This is a genomic window from Algoriphagus marincola DSM 16067, from assembly GCF_000429405.1.
Classification (GTDB): domain Bacteria; phylum Bacteroidota; class Bacteroidia; order Cytophagales; family Cyclobacteriaceae; genus Algoriphagus; species Algoriphagus marincola.
On record NZ_AUBU01000003.1, the window covers coordinates 232,824 to 249,905 of the forward strand.

A 17,082-nucleotide genomic window follows, 5' to 3' on the forward strand; every position below is an offset into this window, starting at 1 on the left:
GATTAAATTGGTGCAAATCCTTGTTTTCCTTCGCCTAGCCAAGGAAGTTTTTTTCTAAATATTTCTACAACTTCAGTGTATTTTGAATCATCCCAATTCATTTTTTTCATTTGCTCAAATGCAATTTCCCTTGTACTTGCAACAAACTTTCCTTTGTCTGGGTGAAATGGCTGTACAATGAATTTTTGGACGCCTGTGCTTAACAATTCATCTGTGAATTTTTCAGCGTTTTGAATCGGTAAAAGAGGTGTCATAGTTATACAAGTTTGAATGCCTGCATCAGTAACATCTTTTATAGCCTTAAGCCTTGATTTATTAGAAGGACAAAGTGGCTCAAATGCTTTTCTCACGTCTTCACTATCAGTGGTTACGGTCATATTTACTTGTGCTACCTCAAACTGTTTAAGCAAGTCAATATCTCTTGTAACAAATGGGCTTCTTGTCTGAATGACTAGTCTAGGTTTGTGATATGTCAAAAGCTCTTTTAATATGCTTCTAGTAAGTTCTAGTTGTTTTTCTATTGGTTGATATGGGTCTGTTACACTACTAATGTAAATGGTCTTATTTAGAAGGGGCTTCTTTCGCCATTTAATTAAAAGTTGCAAGGCATTCTCTTTTACTTTCAACCAATTTCCCCAATTATCCTTTTCATCATTCGACCGTGCAAAAAATGCAGCATAGCAGTAGTTACATCCAAAAGAACAACCTGAATATGGGTTTAATGTATAGTCATATGCCCCCATAAATCCTTTCGCCTCTGTCAAAATACTTGCAGATTTTATGTACTGTATATCCGTCTGACCGATTTTTTCTTTTCGGTTTTTTGATTGCTCGTCTTCTATATTGCTAAATAAATCCAATGTCATTTTTTTAGAGCGTTGGCAAAAATTCAGGCTCTTTTGCTTGCGAAGCGGTCGCCCGTGTATTGGGGCAAGCAAATGTGCCTGAATGTGCGGTTGGCATTTTATTTCTGTCGTTCATTTTGTTCAATGTCGTTGTCTTTTTTACACTGAGCGATAACTAGTAAACACCCTCAATGATATGTAACTTTTTATCAGTTTATCCCAGGGTCTCAACTCTAAAAATCTACCTTCTTCCCCTTCCCTCTTCCCTCTTCCCAAAGAAAAGCATTTCAAACTAAGAATCTATACCATAAACAGAGTATTTTTTGATTTTTTGGGACAAGAATTGGGAAAATTTGGAAGGAATGTGGGTTTGCGGAACCTATGGTTAATCGGATTTAGACCATTAGCTATTTTTTCTATCTGAGTTTAAGTGGGAAGTTGGAAGTTGGGAGCTGGAAGAAGGAAGATGGAAGAAGGAAGTCAATTATAGCTTGATTTTAGGTTGGGTGGTTCTATTTCTTTGATTGATCCTTGGGTGGGGAGAGGAAAGGGGGAATGGAAGAGCGTGGATATGTCTAAAGGCTTTACTAGATATCGGTAGTGCCGGTTGGAAGCTGGAAGCTGGCAGCTGGAAGAAGGAAGTCGATTATGGATTGATTTTAGGCTGGGTGGTTCTATTTCTTTGATTGATCCTTGGGTGGGGAGAGGTAAGGGGAGGGAAAAAAGATGACGACTTGTGAGATTGCCTTCCCTCAATGAGGCGGGCAGTCTCACGGAAAAAAATACGACCTGTGAGATTGCTTCGGGCTTTAAAAGAAATTGGAAGGCTTGAGGTCTTCAGGTGTTTGCCCTCGCAATGACGCGGCTACCGTCACTGCGAGTGAAACGAAGCCTGCCCTCCGGGAGGCGGGCAGTCTCATTAAAAAGAAAACGACCTATGAGATTGCCTGCTCTCCGGGAAACGGGCCTGCCCTCCGATAGGTGGGCCTGCCCTCCGGTAGGCGGGCCTGCCCTCCGGGAGGCGGGCTTCGGGCTCTAAAAGGAATAGGAAGGCTTGAGGTCTTCAGGTGTTTGCCCTCGCAATGACGTCTGGACCGTCACTGCGAGGAGGAACGACGAAGCAGTCTCAAGGAAAGTTAGGAGAAGTATGAGATTGCCTGCCCTACGGGAGGCGGGCAGTCTCAAGAAAAAGAAGACAACTTGGGAGATTGCTTCGGGCTCTAAAAGAATTAGGAAGGCTTGAGGTCTTTAGGTTTTTGCCCTCGCAATGACGAGGGGACCGTCACTGCGAGTGAAGCGAAGCCTGCCCTCCGGGAGGCGGGCCTGCCCTCCGGAAGGAGGGCTTCGGGTATTGGAGGAAGCAGAATAGCTTGTAGATTTTTCGTGTTTGCCCTCGCAATGACGGACTAAAACCTCCACCCTACTCTCAAATCCATATTCTCAGCTACATGCCCGTGGGCTTTCATGCCTACGCCTAACCGGAAATTCCTTCCCAGTTGGTAGCTCAAGGTGTATCGCTGGTAGAAATTCCGATCGGCTTGATAGGTATCCGGCTTCGACGCATACCAGGCAAAGCGCTGCTGGAAATCAAAGCGCCCAAACAAAAAATGATTGGCAATAAAGGGTGCGGGCATCAGGGATTTCAGGCGGCTTTCCTTCACTGCCAAGGAAAAATCCTTGTTGAGGTCCAAGCCTGCACCTAAGCCCCATACACTCGCCAGTTTCCGATAAACTCCCGCCCCAATCGTAAAATTGGGGGATCTCCCTCCTTGACCATTCGATCGGGAGTTGATTCCCAAATCCAGGTAGAATTGAAATTCCTTCGGGATTTCGGGTTTGTCATAGTCCGGCAAGCTTTCCTTTTTTAGAAAGTAGGTTCCTCCCAGGGCAAACAGGGGGTAATTCATCCCCCGGTTCGGTTGGCGCTGTCCCCCATTGGAAATATGGTTGTAATTGAAGGAGGCGGTCAAGTCAAACTGGGAACTCAGGCTGTAAGAAATGACAGGACGAACATAGAGCAAAAAGCTTAAAGGGGCGGAAAAGAAGGTGTTTCTGGGATTTTCTACAGGATCATAGACCCTCGTCAGGTAGCTGGCACCTATGCCCATATCCAAGGCTAGTTCCAGTTTGTTTTTTCTCCATAAAATCGGCTGAAAGCTTCCATAGAAAGTCCAAGCCTGACCCAATTCCTCGGGATTCTGAAAATCCTGCACCTGCAATCCCAAACCCAAATAATGAAAACAGTTGCAAGCCTCCCAGTTTTCACGCTTGGATTTCAAAACTTGATAGCGAAAACTTAGGCCTATGGGATTGGACTGGGAAATGGGAATCAGTTCTTCATTGTGGGGAATAATCCAGCCAGTCTGAGCAGAAAAATCCAAGGCTTTCCGCGCACTTTGCCCAAAAGTCGAGGTACACAGGATTCCAAAAAAAAGAAAAGGCAAAAGTGATTTCATATTTCAATCGCTTCTGCCTTTTTTAACTGATGGGATGGCTATTGGTTACAAATCCCGCTAGTCATTTTTGATAAATCGGGCCTGGTAAACGGTCTTTTTCTCACCCAAAACCTGAATCCAATAGACTCCGGCTGCAAGTTGACTGATATCCAAATCAGCGGAACTGTTGGTTGACTGAATGAGCTGAACCTGCCCTCCTACTTCTTTTCCATCCGTCGCAAATACTTGAAGGGTTGGTTGGCTTTGTCCTATTCCCTCCGGAAATTCCAAACGGATTCGGTTAGTAGCCGGATTGGGATAAACCTTGATGACTTTCACCACAAAATCAGGTTTAGCACCCAAGCCTGAAATCGTAAGAGTCACAGATGGAAGCAGGCTGCTACATCCTGCCGAGCTCGTCAGGGAAACGGCATACTCGCCCATTAGATTGACCTGATAGCTTTGAGCGGTGGCTCCCGCGATAAGTTCCCCGTTTCGATACCACTGATAGCTAAAGTCTCCCGCCGGGGCAGTTAATAGGTCCCCATCTACCTCGATCTCGCCCGATGGAAGTGGGTTGACGATCACTTCGAGTTCGTTGGATACAGCGGTACAGGCTCCTTGATAGCGGATTCTTGCCTGATAAATTCCACTTTCGCTTACTTCCAGGGAAGCCGCATTCTCATTCGGTATCACAGTACCGTTTCTAGTCCAAGAGATCACCTCAAAATCACCTGTGGCATTGAGGCTAAGCGTAGCGCTTTCCCCTTCGCAAAAATCCGAATCCCCACTTAAAGTCACCGGATCACCCTCCAGTGAAACAATGCTGACTGTGGCATTGGCTTCGCTAACATTTCCCGCGAGATCCTCGGCCCGAACTGTAACAACGATTTCCTTTCCGATATCCTCACAGCCAAATTGACTTTGACTCAGAGAAATTTCCAGTTCGCTACAATTATCAGTGGCTGAGATGATCAGGTCATCTGCCGAAATCGATGCTTCACCTATTCGCAGATCCAACTCAAGTTCCAAATCCCGGACTTCAAGCACCGGTGCGATTTTATCCTCTACCAACACCAAGACCTCAAAGACCCAATCTGCAGCACCTTCTCCGATGATAAGCAACTGAACGGTATTTTCTCCCAAATCGGCACAGTCAAATTCAGATTTTGACAGCTCAATACTCAAACCCGAACTATCAAATGGCCAGGTTTCAAAGAGGGATTCTAGAGTCAAAGTGGCCGAACCTTGCGCATTCAATTCTAGACTCACCGCTTCCTTTACTGATGGGAAAGGAACTTCCTCTACTTCCACTACCAAGGACTCCGAACTGACCAGACAGCCATTTTCTAAGGCCAAGACAGCGGTATATCTTCCCGGACTGTCCACGATAATGGAATTCCCCTTCTCTCCCGGAAGCTGCTCCAAATCCTTTCTCCACTCCCAGACATCAAAATTCAATTCCTCTCCCAAGCGTAATTCTACAGTTCGCCCTTCGTAGAGCGGGCCTTGGGCAGTCAAGGAAACCTTGCGGGATTCGAAAAATGTCAGTTGGGCATAAGTGGGATAAATCGAGGTATTTCCAGAAGCATCCGTCACGATTACATCCAGGTCAATGGGGTAGTTTGGCCGCTCGGAATCGATATCCGCGCAGGTCACGGATGTTTTGCTCAAACTAACTTGGATCCCTTCCGAGCCACAATTATCGGTAGGTGGTGAAACGATGAAATCTTCCACATCGAAGGTGAGTTCACCAAGACTTAGATCAAAGTCATATTCAGCTGATTTCCATTCTAATACAGGCGGGATTTCATCGATTACTTGAATAAGTATTTCCAACTCTTTTTTCGCACCATTCGGTTTGGACAAGCTGACAAGTACGGTGTTCTCTCCAAGATCATTACAAGAGAATTGGCTTTGACTAAGGCTAACCTCAATGTCCTCGGCAATTGGCCATTCCGTAAAAACTTGATCATTAGTCAACTCAGCTTGGCCATTTTGGTCCAAGCCTAAGCTTAGAGAGGCTTTGACCTCTGGAAAATCATCCGCTACCTGAGTGACTTCAATGGTTTCGGATTGGACAATACAGCCTGTACTGAGTAATAATTTTGCAAAGTAAACTCCAGGCTGATCGATCGTTAATGTTTTTCCGGTTTCTCCCTCAATTGGATTGGAAGACTGGAAGAACCAGCCAACTACCTCATAATCCAATTCATCACCCAGTATCAGATCTATGCTTTGTCCTGAAACAAGCACTCCTGAGGGCTCAAGACTTACCTTAGTTGATTCTACGCTGTTTAAAATCTGAACTTTTACTTCCCGGATAAACTGATTGCCTGATGCATCTTCGACGATCAAACGAACCGGGAATTCTCCAAAAAACACTTCCGGATCCTCAAAGCTGCTACAGGTGATTTCAGGTCCTTCTACCTTGATCGGAATTGTTGAACAATTATCTGAGAAATCCACCGGGTCAAAGTCGGCGATGGAATACTCTGCTCTTCCAATGCTCGGATCAAACACGACGATAGCGTTTGCTGCATCAAAGTATGGCGCGATGGTATCCAATACGATCAAGCGAGTGGTATCCTTGAAAACCTCCCCATCAAACTGACGGGTGGAAGTGACGATCAATTCCTGCTCTCCGATTGCATCACAATTCAACTGAAAGCCTGTAGAATATTCAAAAGAAAATTCTTCATCAGGCTGCTCAACGAGTACCGCCTCAGGTGATAGAAAGGCCCTTCCTCCTTCATCGAGGAAGAGTTGCACCGAGTCCTTCAATACAGGTTCAAAGGCTTCAGATTTTAGCAAAACCTTCAGGGAGACTTCATCATTATAAACCCTTCGTTCTACATTCTGAAGGTTATAATTCTGATCCAAAACCGGAAATACATAAACCGGTGAAAAGTCGATTTTTGCGAATTCCTGCCCGTTTTCAACCACCCGGTTGATATTCACTTCCAAGTGTCCATAGTGCTTGCCGCCATCGGTGAGCAGGGGATTTCCACCTGAAGTATTCCATTGCTCGGGTTCGTTTTGATCTGCTGTCCATTGTTTGAAAGAATTGTAATTGAGAAGTTGAAGTGGATTACTGATCCAATTTCGTTTTTCGCCCCGCATACCATCTCCAGCGACTCCCACATCATAGTAAAGAACACCCGTTCCATCATTATTCAGATCTACAAAAGATCGTTCGAAAAGCTCATCATGTCCTGCCAGAACTGCGATAACGCCAAATTCCTCAAAAAGCGGATGCAGCACCCGCATCGGAACACCACCCTGTCCGGTCGCCAATTCATGGTTGATCGGTACCCCATGCTCGCCGGAACTGTAAGGAATATGATGAAACTGCACAAAAATCAATTGTCCTGAGTCTTTTGCTTCCTGCAGATTGGCCTCCAGCCACTGATACTGCGGACTGCCGGGGCCGAAACTACTCAAGTCCGTACCACCTGCGGCCTGATAGTCAGACTGCGTATAATTTTCCTGCGTATCGGTTCCATTGACGGTAAAATCCTGATTCTTGAGTTTTTGATCATCCGGAAAATCCGAACGCTTTTGATCAGGCGTACCATTGGATGAATCCAAGGTCAAAACCGTAACCGGCCCATAATCTACCCGATAGTAGCTTTGCCTGTGAAGCTGCAGGGGGTCTGAAGTAGGCGTCTCGAAATATTCATGAAAGCGCTCTCTTCCCAATTTAGGCAGAAAATCCCCCCGCTCATTCGTTCCATAGCCCCCATTTTTGGCTCCAAAGTTTTCCCAATTTCCCAATGCAGGAATGATGGGATAGTTGGATAAGCCCTGATCATATTCTCCGGCATTATGCCTCCAAAATTCATCCCAGGCGGGTTGATAGCCCGAACCCTGCACCAAATCCCCTGGCATCAGCAAGAAGTCAGGTAGGCGGGAATTTATTATTCGAAGATTATACTCATAGCCTTCCTTTTCGGTCAGGGCATAGTTGATGATATCAAAGCCCTGTTCTTGGGTGGTTCCGAATTTGGCTATCCATGCATCGAAGCCACTGCTAGGCCTGGAAGTAAGCCCAGCCGGATACCAAGCTCTGCGATTGACCCGGCCCAGTGGTTCGGTCTCACTATCGGAAAGGGCTATAAATCGGATCGAAGACCAGTTGGTAGGATCTGGGCCTGTTTGAAATCCGGAAGAGAAAGTTTCTCCTCCCATACTTACCTGATAAAAATAGGCTGCATCAGGGTCCAAACCTTCCAGAGAGATCCTAAATCGTCTTGTTTGATCAGGAAAAAGCCAAGAAGCGGGGCTTAATCCAGGGATACTTTCATTTTTTTCTATGGAAGTGTAATAAATCTCAGCTACCTCCTCCCCTGTTAGATTTTCGGTTCTGACAGGATTTCCCTGTTCATCGAAAAGCGTAAAGACCGAGCTATTTTCTCCTGTTGACCACCAGGTAAGTTGAAAATTCCCCTCACCATAGGTCTGCAAATAAGGCTTTACACGAAAAGTTGAATTTTCGCTTGCAGGCTGAAATGACAAAAAAGCCACAGCCAGCAAAAAAATCAAAGAGAAAGCGATTCTATTCATATCCAAAATTAATCGATTGCTAGAATCTAAGTTATAAAAATTAACTTTATTCGATCCTCGATTTTAAAATTACCGATTGCACCGGATTCAAAGGATCATTGGTGAAAATGTAAATATTCCGCTGATCGATTCCTCTCCTACCTTTTGGATCAAAAGTCACGATCAAATCCATGCTTTCCCCGGGTGCTAATTCGGTTTTGGGAAGCGTTAGGGAAAGACAGCCACAGTTTCCCTGCACTTTCTTAATTTCCAAAAGCTCTCTTCCCCGATTGGTCAAAGTATAAGTTAGCTCTTGGATTTCATCGGCGGAAATTTCTTTCAAATCGATTTCTGTTGGACTTATTCTCAAAGCAGGTACTGATCCAAGCTCACCCTTTGCAAAGCCCGGATAAAACTCAAAAATATTTGCAATCACATCTGTATCTGCCAGTAAGGAATCTGACCAAAAGAATTGAATAGGATCTTCAGAATATCCCAAGTCGTTTTTGGCAGCCCCGTCATAGCTGATCTCTAGAATCCCCCTTTTTCCCGGAGCAATGGAGTCTTGCATCTGTCGAATTTGAATATGGCCAGGACCAAAATATCGTAGACTATCAGCTCGAAGCACCGAGTCTGAGAAGTTGAATATTTCCAAAGCCTTGAAAGCCGGTTCGTTTGTGAACACATCTCCCATATTGGTCTTTTCCTGACGCATCCCAACCGGTCCACTGACAAAAGGATATTCAACCTCAGGGTTTCTAGGTTTGGGAACCGCCTTTCCTTCCAGATAGAGCGTGTCCATCATATTGGCAAGGTTACCTTTTACCACTACCAACCGAGAAAAATTACCTACTGCCGAACCGGGATCAAAGGCCACTTTCAACATCCCAACTTCACCTGCTACCAAGGAATCCTGAGTATATTCCACTGTAGTACATCCACAGTCTGTCCACACTTTCTCTATCCAAACGGCTGAATCCTGAGAATGGCTGAATTCAAAGGTTGCCACCTGTATTCCCTCTTCCTCCAAAATGGCTCCTAGGTCAAGTTTGTTCACTTTCCAGATAAGTCGAGAATCCTGAGTCCCTTGAGCATGAAGTACTTGCGCCTGTAGGCAACACAGAAGGATGAAAAAAGCCGAAAATCCAAATCTTTGCATAGACACAAATAACGGATAAATCCGGACGAATTATAGGTTGATTTACTTAATTTGCGCTAAAATTAGATTGATGGCAAGAGTACTGACAGGCATACAAAGCAGTGGAAGACCACACTTAGGGAATATTTTGGGAGCAATCGTTCCAGCAATTCAACTGGCTAAAGAAAACTCCGAAGAGTCCTATATTTTCATAGCAGATTTTCATTCACTCACCAGTTCTAAGGATGGAGAGCTTCGCAAAGAAAACACTCTGGCAGTGGCTGCCGCTTGGTTAGCCTTTGGCCTGGATATAGACAAAACGGTCTTTTATCGCCAAAGCCGCAGACCCGAAGTGGCTGAGTTGACTTGGTACCTCAATTGCTTCACTCCATTTCCCATGCTTGCCAATGCGCATAGTTTTAAGGATAAATCCGAACGCTTGGCCGATGTGAATGCCGGACTTTTCACCTATCCAGTCCTGATGGCTGCGGATATTTTATTGTACTCTGCGGATTTGGTGCCCGTCGGCAAGGATCAGATGCAGCACTTGGAGATGACCCGTGATATCGCTACCGCCTTTAACAGGATCGTGGAAGAGGATATTCTTACAATCCCTGAAGCCAGAATAGCAGAGTCAGTCAAGACCATTCCGGGAACTGACGGCCAAAAAATGAGCAAGTCCTACAATAATTACATTGATATCTTCCTTCCGGAAAAGCAGCTCAAGAAGAATGTCAACAGCATTGTCACTGACAGCACCCCTCTTGAGGAGCCCAAAGATCCGGATACCTGCAATGTCTTCAAGCTTTACAGTCTGATCGCAGAGGAAAGCCAAACAGCCGAACTTCGCAAAAAGTACCTAGGGGGCAATTTTGGCTACGGACATGCCAAGAAGGAGTTTTTGGAATTGATCTTGGAAAAATATGCTGAAGAGCGAAAAGCTTTTGATTTCTACATGAACAATCCGGAGGAAATTGAGAAAAAATTAGCTGCCGGAGAAGAAAAGGCTAAATTAGAAGGAGAAAAGATTCTTAACCGAGTAAGAGATAAGTTGGGTTTTAGATAATGCTTATAGGATAATGCAATTTGGATCTCAGGAAAAAAAGTACCTTAAAATTTATCCTGATTATCCGCAATGATACCAGTAGATCAAAATGGCCTCGACTTCGCTCGGCCTCCGGGTTTGGAGTTAGTTATGGGAGGGGAGAAAAAAGGTGCGCAGCCCCTTTTTTCTCCCCTCCCCAACCTAGAAAACAAACGATCACCGAGCGAAGTCGAGGTGAAACCATATAAAATTCGGTAACTGGCAGGAATGCGAATAATCATAAAATTTATTACTAAAAGAGAACCAAATGCAGCACTTCGATTTCAAAGAACGTAATTTAATATCCGGCCCCCACCTACTTGGTCTCTTACTGGTCATCACAGGTATTTTTGTGTTAATCAGTCCGGCTTTTCTTTCAAGCGGAAGTTCGATAGAAAAAGTGTTGGCCGTAGGTATAGTGTCGATAATTATAGGGCTTTTGATTATCCTCACTTACAAAGGGACCCTAATAGACTTTGAGGAGAAGAGATTCAAAAAGTATTCTTCCATTGCAGGATTCAAGTTTGGAGAGTGGAAACCCTTGCCACATTTATCCAAAATCAAAGTAGCATCCAAAACTTATATCAGTAGAAACACCCCAAACGGAATAAGTCCAACACTATCTGGCAAGGTGACCGAATTCAATACCCTTATTTATTCCATCGATTCCGAACCTATTTTTTTATTCACCTATCCAAATCAGAAAGAGTCACTTAAGCAAGCCAAGCGCCTAGCCAAGGGTTTGGAGATTGATCTGGATTAAGCCTTCCCTTTTTGGCTTCTCTTTTTTCTTGGAAAATTGCTTCTAACCAATCCTTTAGATATATTCAGACTGCTTGGGGAAATTTTAATCATCAATCCAACAGTACCATGGCTAAAAAGATCGATTGGACCAATCAGTTTTTTAATTTTTTGGGAGTGATTCTGGGGGTCTTATTGGCCTTTTTCATCAATGAACGCGCTAACTCAAATAAGGACAGAAAAGAAAGCCTCATCCTTATGGAATCTTTGATTGGTGACCTTCAAGAGGATGTCCAAGCTTATGAAAACTTCCTAATCCCTCAAAACAAACTGATCCTTCAAAATCTAGAAAAGCTCCTAGAATTGATCAGTGAAGGGGATTATGAAAACATAGATGAACCATTTAGCATGGCTCTGCAGGTAGAAAACTATGGGCCAACAAGCGCAACTTATACTTCTACCAAGAGTTCCGGAAAACTAGCCCTCTTTGAGGATTTAGAACTACAAAAGCTATTAAGCAACTACTATGAGTCCATTTCGGAGGAAAGTGTCAAAAAAGGAGAATATCAAGTTCAGTACTTTACCAATGAACTGCTCGCCTGGTTGAGCAACAACATGGACTTGACCAGCAATCAGCTTTATAGACCAAGTGATTCAGGCATATTGTTGAACAAACTACTAATCTATTCCTCTCTGATCGACCAGAAAATCGTTTCCTATGAAATCAGCTTAGAAAAAGCTAAAATTTTGAAGGAGGAGTTGGAAAAGTCCCTAGAAGAAAACCGGAGGTAATCTTTGAAAAAATCTACTATTCACCTTTGCATGAACAATCTAATTCTACATGAATCTCTTTAAATTCTACTCTCTTTTTATTTTGTTTTTTCTCTTTAATGGGAAGAATGCCAATGCATGTGTGTGCTCCATGCCCATTCTTTTAGAGCAAATCCCAGAAAAGGATTTTATAGCCAGAGCCAAGATAATTTCTCTAAGCCCAGATCCAGAAGATTCGGAATATCATAAAGCAGAGATTGAAATTCTAAAATTATACAAGGGTAAGCCAATCAAACAAATAAGGGTATGGAGTGTTTTGAATAGTAGTTGTTCTTTTTTGCCTGATGAAGGTAGCGAATGGCTGATCTTTGCTAGCAAAAACAATGAAGGGCAGCTCGGTTTTGGTTTTTGTTCGGGATCCCTTCTAATAGACCGAAAATTTGATGAAAAACGATACCCCGGAATCACTGAAAAATATCTTCGTAAAATTAACCTCAAAATTCAGGTATTGGATTTCCTTGTGAGTTCTAAACTAGAACCAAAAAATGAAGCAGGTTTGAATATTTCCTCTTCAATTAACTTTTTATCCGAATACAAAGGATCTGAGATAAAGGGTGATCGCTTTGCTCTCTATGAACTTAGCATTGATACAAACCTATCAATTGAGGCAATCGAGCCTATCAAAGAATTTACTTTCAGTTCGTCCAATGGAAGTTTGATTTCCCATTTAAAACAGGATCTTAAAGTGTGGTCTAAAGATCAAGAAAAAACTATTGCTAAGCCTCAAAAAATGATCATTGCCATTTACTACTATCCAGCTGAAGGTGAGTATGAAAGCTTTTTGAGCCTTTTTGATCTTTAGAATAAATTTGTTGGCTTTAAAAATCAACTTCTTGTAACCAAAAAAATCCCCGCTCCTTCAGAAGCGGGGATCAATTTTATCGGCTTCGCCACAGATCTTTGAGTGGCTGTCCATTGATGAGCATTACAAATCTCGCCGGATTGGGAATCAGCACGATTCTGACATCCTGACGGTCAAACTGATCGGACTCGATCGGCACTCCCTCCTGCCCTTTCACTTCATAGCTTATGATTCCACGTGCATCCGGAAGCAAAGGTTTATACTTATTGGCAACATAGGCTGTGGGAAGCAAAATATCCGTATCTGACTTCAAAAGGCTGTAGATCTTCTCTAATTCCTTTTCAAGGATATCCTCATAATCCTCATTGAAATCATCTTCCAAGTCATGAAGTTCCTCCTCGATATCATCGTAATTCTCGTCGTTGTAATCCATTCCAGCGAGTTGAATCCGCTTTTCTACAATTTCGGTTAGCTCCTGATCCAGCTTATCCCAATTCATGCTTTCTGTTTTTGATGTTGGTTTTTGTTTGAAAACACAAAGATGAGGATAATGTCCTGCAAAGCATGGAATTTTGGCGGAAATTAACTCATCAGCAGAATTTTTCCGTTTCTACCGGGCTTTTCATAAGCCTCGATCGCCTCCCGGAAGGATTCCAAAGGATACTTGGCTTCGATATCAATCTTCGAAGTCTCAGCCATCAAAAAGCCGAAAACCTCGCCAAAAGCTTTTTTGCGGGAATCCTTATCCAGACTTTCGATCCAGGTACTCAGCCAAAAACCTTCGATCGTTAAGCCCTTGAAAATCAATAGTCCACTATTTACAGGCATGTTCTCAATACTAAGCGCACCGAAGGCCATCATCTTACCATTTTGGCGCAGACAGCTAAGTGCTTTGGCTCCCAAAATTCCCGATACCGCATCGAAGATAATATGAACGCCCCCATCAGTCTTTTCGGGAATGACTTTCTGAATCTTTTCCTTTTCCGAATTCACGACCAAGTCCGCGCCTAAAGATTGAAGCAATTCGATCTGCTCATCATGACGGACCGTTGCTGCTACTTTGATGCCTTTCTTCTTTGCCAATTGGATTGCAAACTTCCCAAAAGCCGAAGCCCCCGCTGTGATAAGCAACCACTCACCCGCCTGAAGACCTGACTTTTCGATCATTCCATAGGCTGTCAGGGGATTCACAAAAGCCTGACAAGCTACCTCATAAGGCATTGGCTCGGGAATGGGAATCACAGCCTGAACCGGTACGCAGACATATTCACGCCAAGTGCCAATTGCTGAAAACATGACTCGTGTTCCGGCTGAAATATGACCTGCTTCATCTCCTTGCTCCACCACCCCTGCTGCTTCAAATCCTGCGCTACTCGGAAGCTGAGGAGTAATTCCATACATCCCTTGTGCAAACATGATGTCTGAGGGATTGATATTTCTAGCCTTTACGCGAATGAGTACTTCGTGTGCTTTTGGCTTGGGAATTTCTGACTCTACGAGTTGTAAAACATCAAGTGGCTTACCTATTTTTTCAAAAATGATCTCTTTCATGAAATTTGGATTTAATGTTGGATAAAACTATGGATATATTTTAAGTCTATCCTTCTCCAAGGCCTTTTTTTTTATATCTTGAAAAGAAAAAATCAACCTACAAAACATGGACTTATCTTCGGTTTTTTCTCTGGATGGAAAAGTAGCGCTGATCACCGGTGCTAGTAAAGGAATCGGCTTCAGCATAGCGGAAATTTTTGCAGCTGCAGGTGCCAAAGTTGTCATAAGCAGCCGAAAGCAGGATGCGCTTGATGAAATGGCAGGAAAGCTTCGTGCCAAGGGCTATGAAGTCAGCGGCTTTGCCTGTAACGTGGGCAATATGGATGAATTGCCAAAGCTAGTGGATCAAACCGTTGAGAAATATGGTACCATTGATATTTTGGTGAATAATGCCGCATCCAATCCGGTATTTGGCCCGGTGCATGAGACAAGCTTGGAGGCCTTTGACAAAATCATGGATGTGAATGTCAAAGCTCCATTTGAATTGACCCGGCTTTGTTTCCCCCACTTAAGAAAATCTGCCGAAGCATCGGTCATCAATATCAGTTCGATCGGTGGACTTTCTCCGGAGGCCGGATTGGGTATCTACTCCGTGAGTAAAGCTGCTTTGATTTCCCTCACAAAAGTCTATGCCAAGGAATGGGGTGATGCTGGCATTCGAGTCAATGCCATCTGTCCGGGACTGATCCAAACCAAATTTTCGGAAGCACTCTGGACCAATGATAAAATCATGGGAATGATCATGAAGCAACTTTCTATCAAAAGAGCCGGAACTTCTGAGGAAATCGGAGCCATGGCCTTATTTCTAGCCTCAGCGGCATCTTCCTACACCACAGGAGGCGTTTTTACAGCGGATGGAGGTTTCACAATCTAAAGCTATGCATATAACCCAAAATCTACCAAGCTCTGAATTAAGCAAGCTACTTGATTCTTACCGAGAATTTGTAGAGACAGAACTCTATCCCATAGACCTTAAAGTAGTCCAAGGGCCGTTTAGATCCTATTTGCCACAATTGAATAAGCTTCGGGAAAAAGTCAAAGACCTAGGACTTTTCGCACCTCATCTTGCCAAGGAATCGGGTGGATTAGGCTTAAGCTTAAGTGATTTTGCCAAGGTTTCGGAAATCCTAGGTACAAGCCCTTTGGGACACTATGTCTGCAACTGTCAGGCACCTGATATCGGAAACATGGAATTGTTGGAGCTTTTTGGATCGGACTGGCAAAAAGAGACTTTTCTCCACCCGCTACAAAAAGGAAAGATCCGAAGCTGCTTTGCCATGACCGAACCTGCCAATGCAGGTAGCAATCCAGTTGTCTTAAGCACTACAGCATTCAAAGATGGGGATTGCTATGTCATCAATGGGCATAAATGGTTTACCACAGCTGCAGATGGGGCCACATTCACCATCGTCATGGCTGTCACCAATCCTGAGGCTGAATCACCCTATCAGCGTGCAAGTATGATTTTGATTCCACTGGATAATCCGGGCTTTTCACTGATTAGAAATATCCCCATCATGGGAGAAGAGGGTGAGGATTACCTGTCTCATGCGGAGGTGAAATTCGACAATTGCCGGGTTCCTATTAATCATCTCATTGGAAAAGAAGGACAAGGGTTTGCCTTAGCGCAAGAGCGACTCGGTCCAGGGAGAATTCACCATTGTATGCGTTGGATAGGGATCTGCGAGCGTGTCTTCGATATGATGTGCCGTCGGGCTGTATCACGTGAGTTGCTACCTGGAAAGCCTTTGGCAGAAAAGCAAAGTGTCCAAAACTGGATTGCAGAAAGCCGGGCGGAAATAAATGCCAGTCGCCTGATGGTTTTGAATGTAGCTTCCAGAATGCAGGTATTAGGCAGTAAAGCTGTTAAAGAAGAAATTTCCACCATCAAATTTTATGTGGCTGACGTATTGATGAAGGTGATCGATCGCGCTATTCAGGTTCATGGAGCTCTTGGAGTCACAGACGACACCTTGCTTTCATTTTGGTACAGACATGAGCGGGGAGCCAGAATCTATGATGGACCGGATGAAGTTCACAAAGCATCTTTAGCCAAAAGCATTCTAAAAAAATACCGACAGCCATGAATGAAATGAATTTTGACAGGCTTAAGGCTTTTTTGGAGGAGCGGTTTTACTGGGATCCTGCATCGATCAAAATCAGTCCACTCAATGGTGGCTTTTCCAATCTTACTTTTCTGGTGGAAACACCCAAAGGAAAATTTGCCCTACGCAGACCTCCTTTTGGCTACAAAATCAACACTGCCCATGATATGGCCCGGGAAAGTGGAATTCAGGAGGCCTTGCATCGAGCCGGTTACACCAAAGCCCCAAAATCCATTTTACTATATGAGGATGACCGAATTTTAGGTGCTCCTTTTTTCGTCATGGAATATATCGAGGGAACTGTCATTCGAAACCGAAGGCCCTCAGGGATAATCCCGAATAAAGAAGAATTCGAAAAACTAGCTTGGAATACCATAGATGCACTCTTGGAACTTCATCACCTTGAACTCAGAGAATCAGGTCTTCTGCTCCTAGGAAAGCCCGAGGGATATGTGGAGCGTCAGATACTTGGCTGGACCGACCGATATCTTCGAGCCAAAACGGATGAAATTGCGGAAATGGAAAAGGTGGCTGAATGGCTAAAGTCCAACATACCCAAAAAGGAGAATTACGCATTCATCCACAATGATTTTAAGTATGATAACCTTATCCTGGAACCTGAGGATATCAGCGAAATTAAAGCTGTTTTAGATTGGGAAATGTCCACTGTCGGAGAACCTTTGATGGATTTGGGGACCAGCTTGGCGTATTGGGCACAGGAAGACGATGAAGACATCCTGAAAATGTTCAATCTGACTCATTTACCAGGAAATCCTACCCGGCAGGAAGTCATCGAGTACTACGATCGAAAATCTGGTCTAGACTTGAGCAATATGCTTTACTACTATGTCTATGGGTTATTTAAGGTTGCGGTAATTGCTCAGCAAATTTATAAACGCTATAAGCTTGGACAGGCAGAAGATCCGCGTTTTGCAGCACTTATCGAAGTGGTAAAAGCTGCAGGTAGAAAAGCAGAAAAAAGTATACTCACAGAAAAAATCTAAT

General features: G+C 43.9%; 13 protein-coding genes. 7 read left to right on the plus strand and 6 right to left on the minus strand.

Features of this window, described 5'->3' with window-relative positions; genetic code table 11:
• Positions 1 to 2: 2 nt before the first annotated feature.
• From G457_RS0106700 to G457_RS0106720, 4 genes are all read right to left on the minus strand, one after another.
• A complete protein-coding gene (locus G457_RS0106700; RefSeq protein ID WP_051260736.1) occupies positions 3 to 866 on the minus strand; it encodes an SPL family radical SAM protein in 864 nt (287 codons plus the stop codon).
• 1,385 nt (positions 867 to 2,251) lie between these two features.
• A complete protein-coding gene (locus G457_RS0106710) occupies positions 2,252 to 3,301 on the minus strand; it encodes an acyloxyacyl hydrolase (RefSeq protein ID WP_051260737.1) in 1,050 nt (349 codons plus the stop codon).
• A gap of 57 nt (positions 3,302 to 3,358) precedes the next feature.
• Positions 3,359 to 7,846, minus strand: coding sequence for a T9SS type A sorting domain-containing protein (locus G457_RS22205; protein WP_051260738.1), 4,488 nt, complete (start codon positions 7,844 to 7,846; stop codon positions 3,359 to 3,361).
• A gap of 46 nt (positions 7,847 to 7,892) precedes the next feature.
• Positions 7,893 to 8,984, minus strand: coding sequence for a DUF1573 domain-containing protein (locus G457_RS0106720; RefSeq protein ID WP_051260739.1), 1,092 nt, complete (start codon positions 8,982 to 8,984; stop codon positions 7,893 to 7,895).
• Positions 8,985 to 9,054: 70 nt separating this feature from the next.
• Between G457_RS0106720 and trpS the strand changes: the two genes are divergently transcribed.
• From trpS to G457_RS0106745, 4 genes are all read left to right on the plus strand, one after another.
• On the plus strand, positions 9,055 to 10,029 hold the full coding sequence (gene trpS, locus G457_RS0106725; RefSeq protein WP_026945787.1) for a tryptophan--tRNA ligase: 975 nt from the start codon (positions 9,055 to 9,057) through the stop codon (positions 10,027 to 10,029).
• A gap of 286 nt (positions 10,030 to 10,315) precedes the next feature.
• Positions 10,316 to 10,810, plus strand: a complete 495-nt coding sequence (locus G457_RS0106735; protein ID WP_026945788.1) for a hypothetical protein — start codon at positions 10,316 to 10,318, stop codon at positions 10,808 to 10,810.
• A gap of 107 nt (positions 10,811 to 10,917) precedes the next feature.
• A complete protein-coding gene (locus G457_RS0106740) occupies positions 10,918 to 11,580 on the plus strand; it encodes a DUF6090 family protein (protein ID WP_155847098.1) in 663 nt (220 codons plus the stop codon).
• A gap of 49 nt (positions 11,581 to 11,629) precedes the next feature.
• Positions 11,630 to 12,421, plus strand: coding sequence for a hypothetical protein (locus G457_RS0106745; RefSeq protein WP_026945790.1), 792 nt, complete (start codon positions 11,630 to 11,632; stop codon positions 12,419 to 12,421).
• A gap of 76 nt (positions 12,422 to 12,497) precedes the next feature.
• Here G457_RS0106745 and G457_RS0106750 read toward each other — a convergent pair whose 3' ends face one another.
• Together G457_RS0106750 and G457_RS0106755 are read right to left on the minus strand one after the other, a co-directional pair.
• Positions 12,498 to 12,920, minus strand: coding sequence for a hypothetical protein (locus G457_RS0106750; RefSeq protein ID WP_026945791.1), 423 nt, complete (start codon positions 12,918 to 12,920; stop codon positions 12,498 to 12,500).
• Positions 12,921 to 13,003: 83 nt separating this feature from the next.
• Entirely contained in the window at positions 13,004 to 13,972 is a 969-nt protein-coding gene (locus G457_RS0106755) for a zinc-dependent alcohol dehydrogenase family protein (RefSeq protein ID WP_026945792.1), read from the minus strand.
• Between the two features lie 106 nt (positions 13,973 to 14,078).
• Between G457_RS0106755 and G457_RS0106765 the strand changes: the two genes are divergently transcribed.
• From G457_RS0106765 to G457_RS0106775, 3 genes are read left to right on the plus strand one after another with little or no spacing between them, the layout of a single operon-like run.
• Positions 14,079 to 14,846 carry an SDR family NAD(P)-dependent oxidoreductase gene (locus tag G457_RS0106765; protein WP_026945793.1) on the plus strand — a complete coding sequence of 256 codons (768 nt, stop codon included), beginning with the start codon at positions 14,079 to 14,081 and terminating at the stop codon, positions 14,844 to 14,846.
• 4 nt (positions 14,847 to 14,850) lie between these two features.
• The gene (locus G457_RS0106770) at positions 14,851 to 16,059 is read left to right on the plus strand and encodes an acyl-CoA dehydrogenase family protein (protein WP_026945794.1); all 1,209 of its coding nucleotides are present in this window, start codon (positions 14,851 to 14,853) and stop codon (positions 16,057 to 16,059) included.
• Positions 16,056 to 17,081 (plus strand): phosphotransferase family protein, encoded by a 1,026-nt coding sequence (locus tag G457_RS0106775; RefSeq protein WP_026945795.1) that lies wholly within the window; start codon positions 16,056 to 16,058, stop codon positions 17,079 to 17,081. The genes G457_RS0106770 and G457_RS0106775 overlap by 4 nt, the downstream gene beginning before the upstream one ends.
• Position 17,082 lies beyond the last annotated feature (1 nt).

Coding starts and splice junctions, on each gene's coding strand:
- G457_RS0106745 (WP_026945790.1), top strand. CDS start 11,630: ATGAATCTCTTTAAATTCTACTCTCTTTTTATTTTGTTTTTTCTCTTT.
- G457_RS0106750 (WP_026945791.1), bottom strand. CDS start 12,920: ATGAATTGGGATAAGCTGGATCAGGAGCTAACCGAAATTGTAGAAAAG.
- G457_RS0106775 (WP_026945795.1), top strand. CDS start 16,056: ATGAATGAAATGAATTTTGACAGGCTTAAGGCTTTTTTGGAGGAGCGG.
- G457_RS0106770 (WP_026945794.1), top strand. CDS start 14,851: ATGCATATAACCCAAAATCTACCAAGCTCTGAATTAAGCAAGCTACTT.
- trpS (WP_026945787.1), top strand. CDS start 9,055: ATGGCAAGAGTACTGACAGGCATACAAAGCAGTGGAAGACCACACTTA.
- G457_RS0106700 (WP_051260736.1), bottom strand. CDS start 866: ATGACATTGGATTTATTTAGCAATATAGAAGACGAGCAATCAAAAAAC.
- G457_RS0106740 (WP_155847098.1), top strand. CDS start 10,918: ATGGCTAAAAAGATCGATTGGACCAATCAGTTTTTTAATTTTTTGGGA.
- G457_RS0106735 (WP_026945788.1), top strand. CDS start 10,316: ATGCAGCACTTCGATTTCAAAGAACGTAATTTAATATCCGGCCCCCAC.
- G457_RS0106765 (WP_026945793.1), top strand. CDS start 14,079: ATGGACTTATCTTCGGTTTTTTCTCTGGATGGAAAAGTAGCGCTGATC.
- G457_RS22205 (WP_051260738.1), bottom strand. CDS start 7,846: ATGAATAGAATCGCTTTCTCTTTGATTTTTTTGCTGGCTGTGGCTTTT.
- G457_RS0106710 (WP_051260737.1), bottom strand. CDS start 3,301: ATGAAATCACTTTTGCCTTTTCTTTTTTTTGGAATCCTGTGTACCTCG.
- G457_RS0106720 (WP_051260739.1), bottom strand. CDS start 8,984: ATGCAAAGATTTGGATTTTCGGCTTTTTTCATCCTTCTGTGTTGCCTA.
- G457_RS0106755 (WP_026945792.1), bottom strand. CDS start 13,972: ATGAAAGAGATCATTTTTGAAAAAATAGGTAAGCCACTTGATGTTTTA.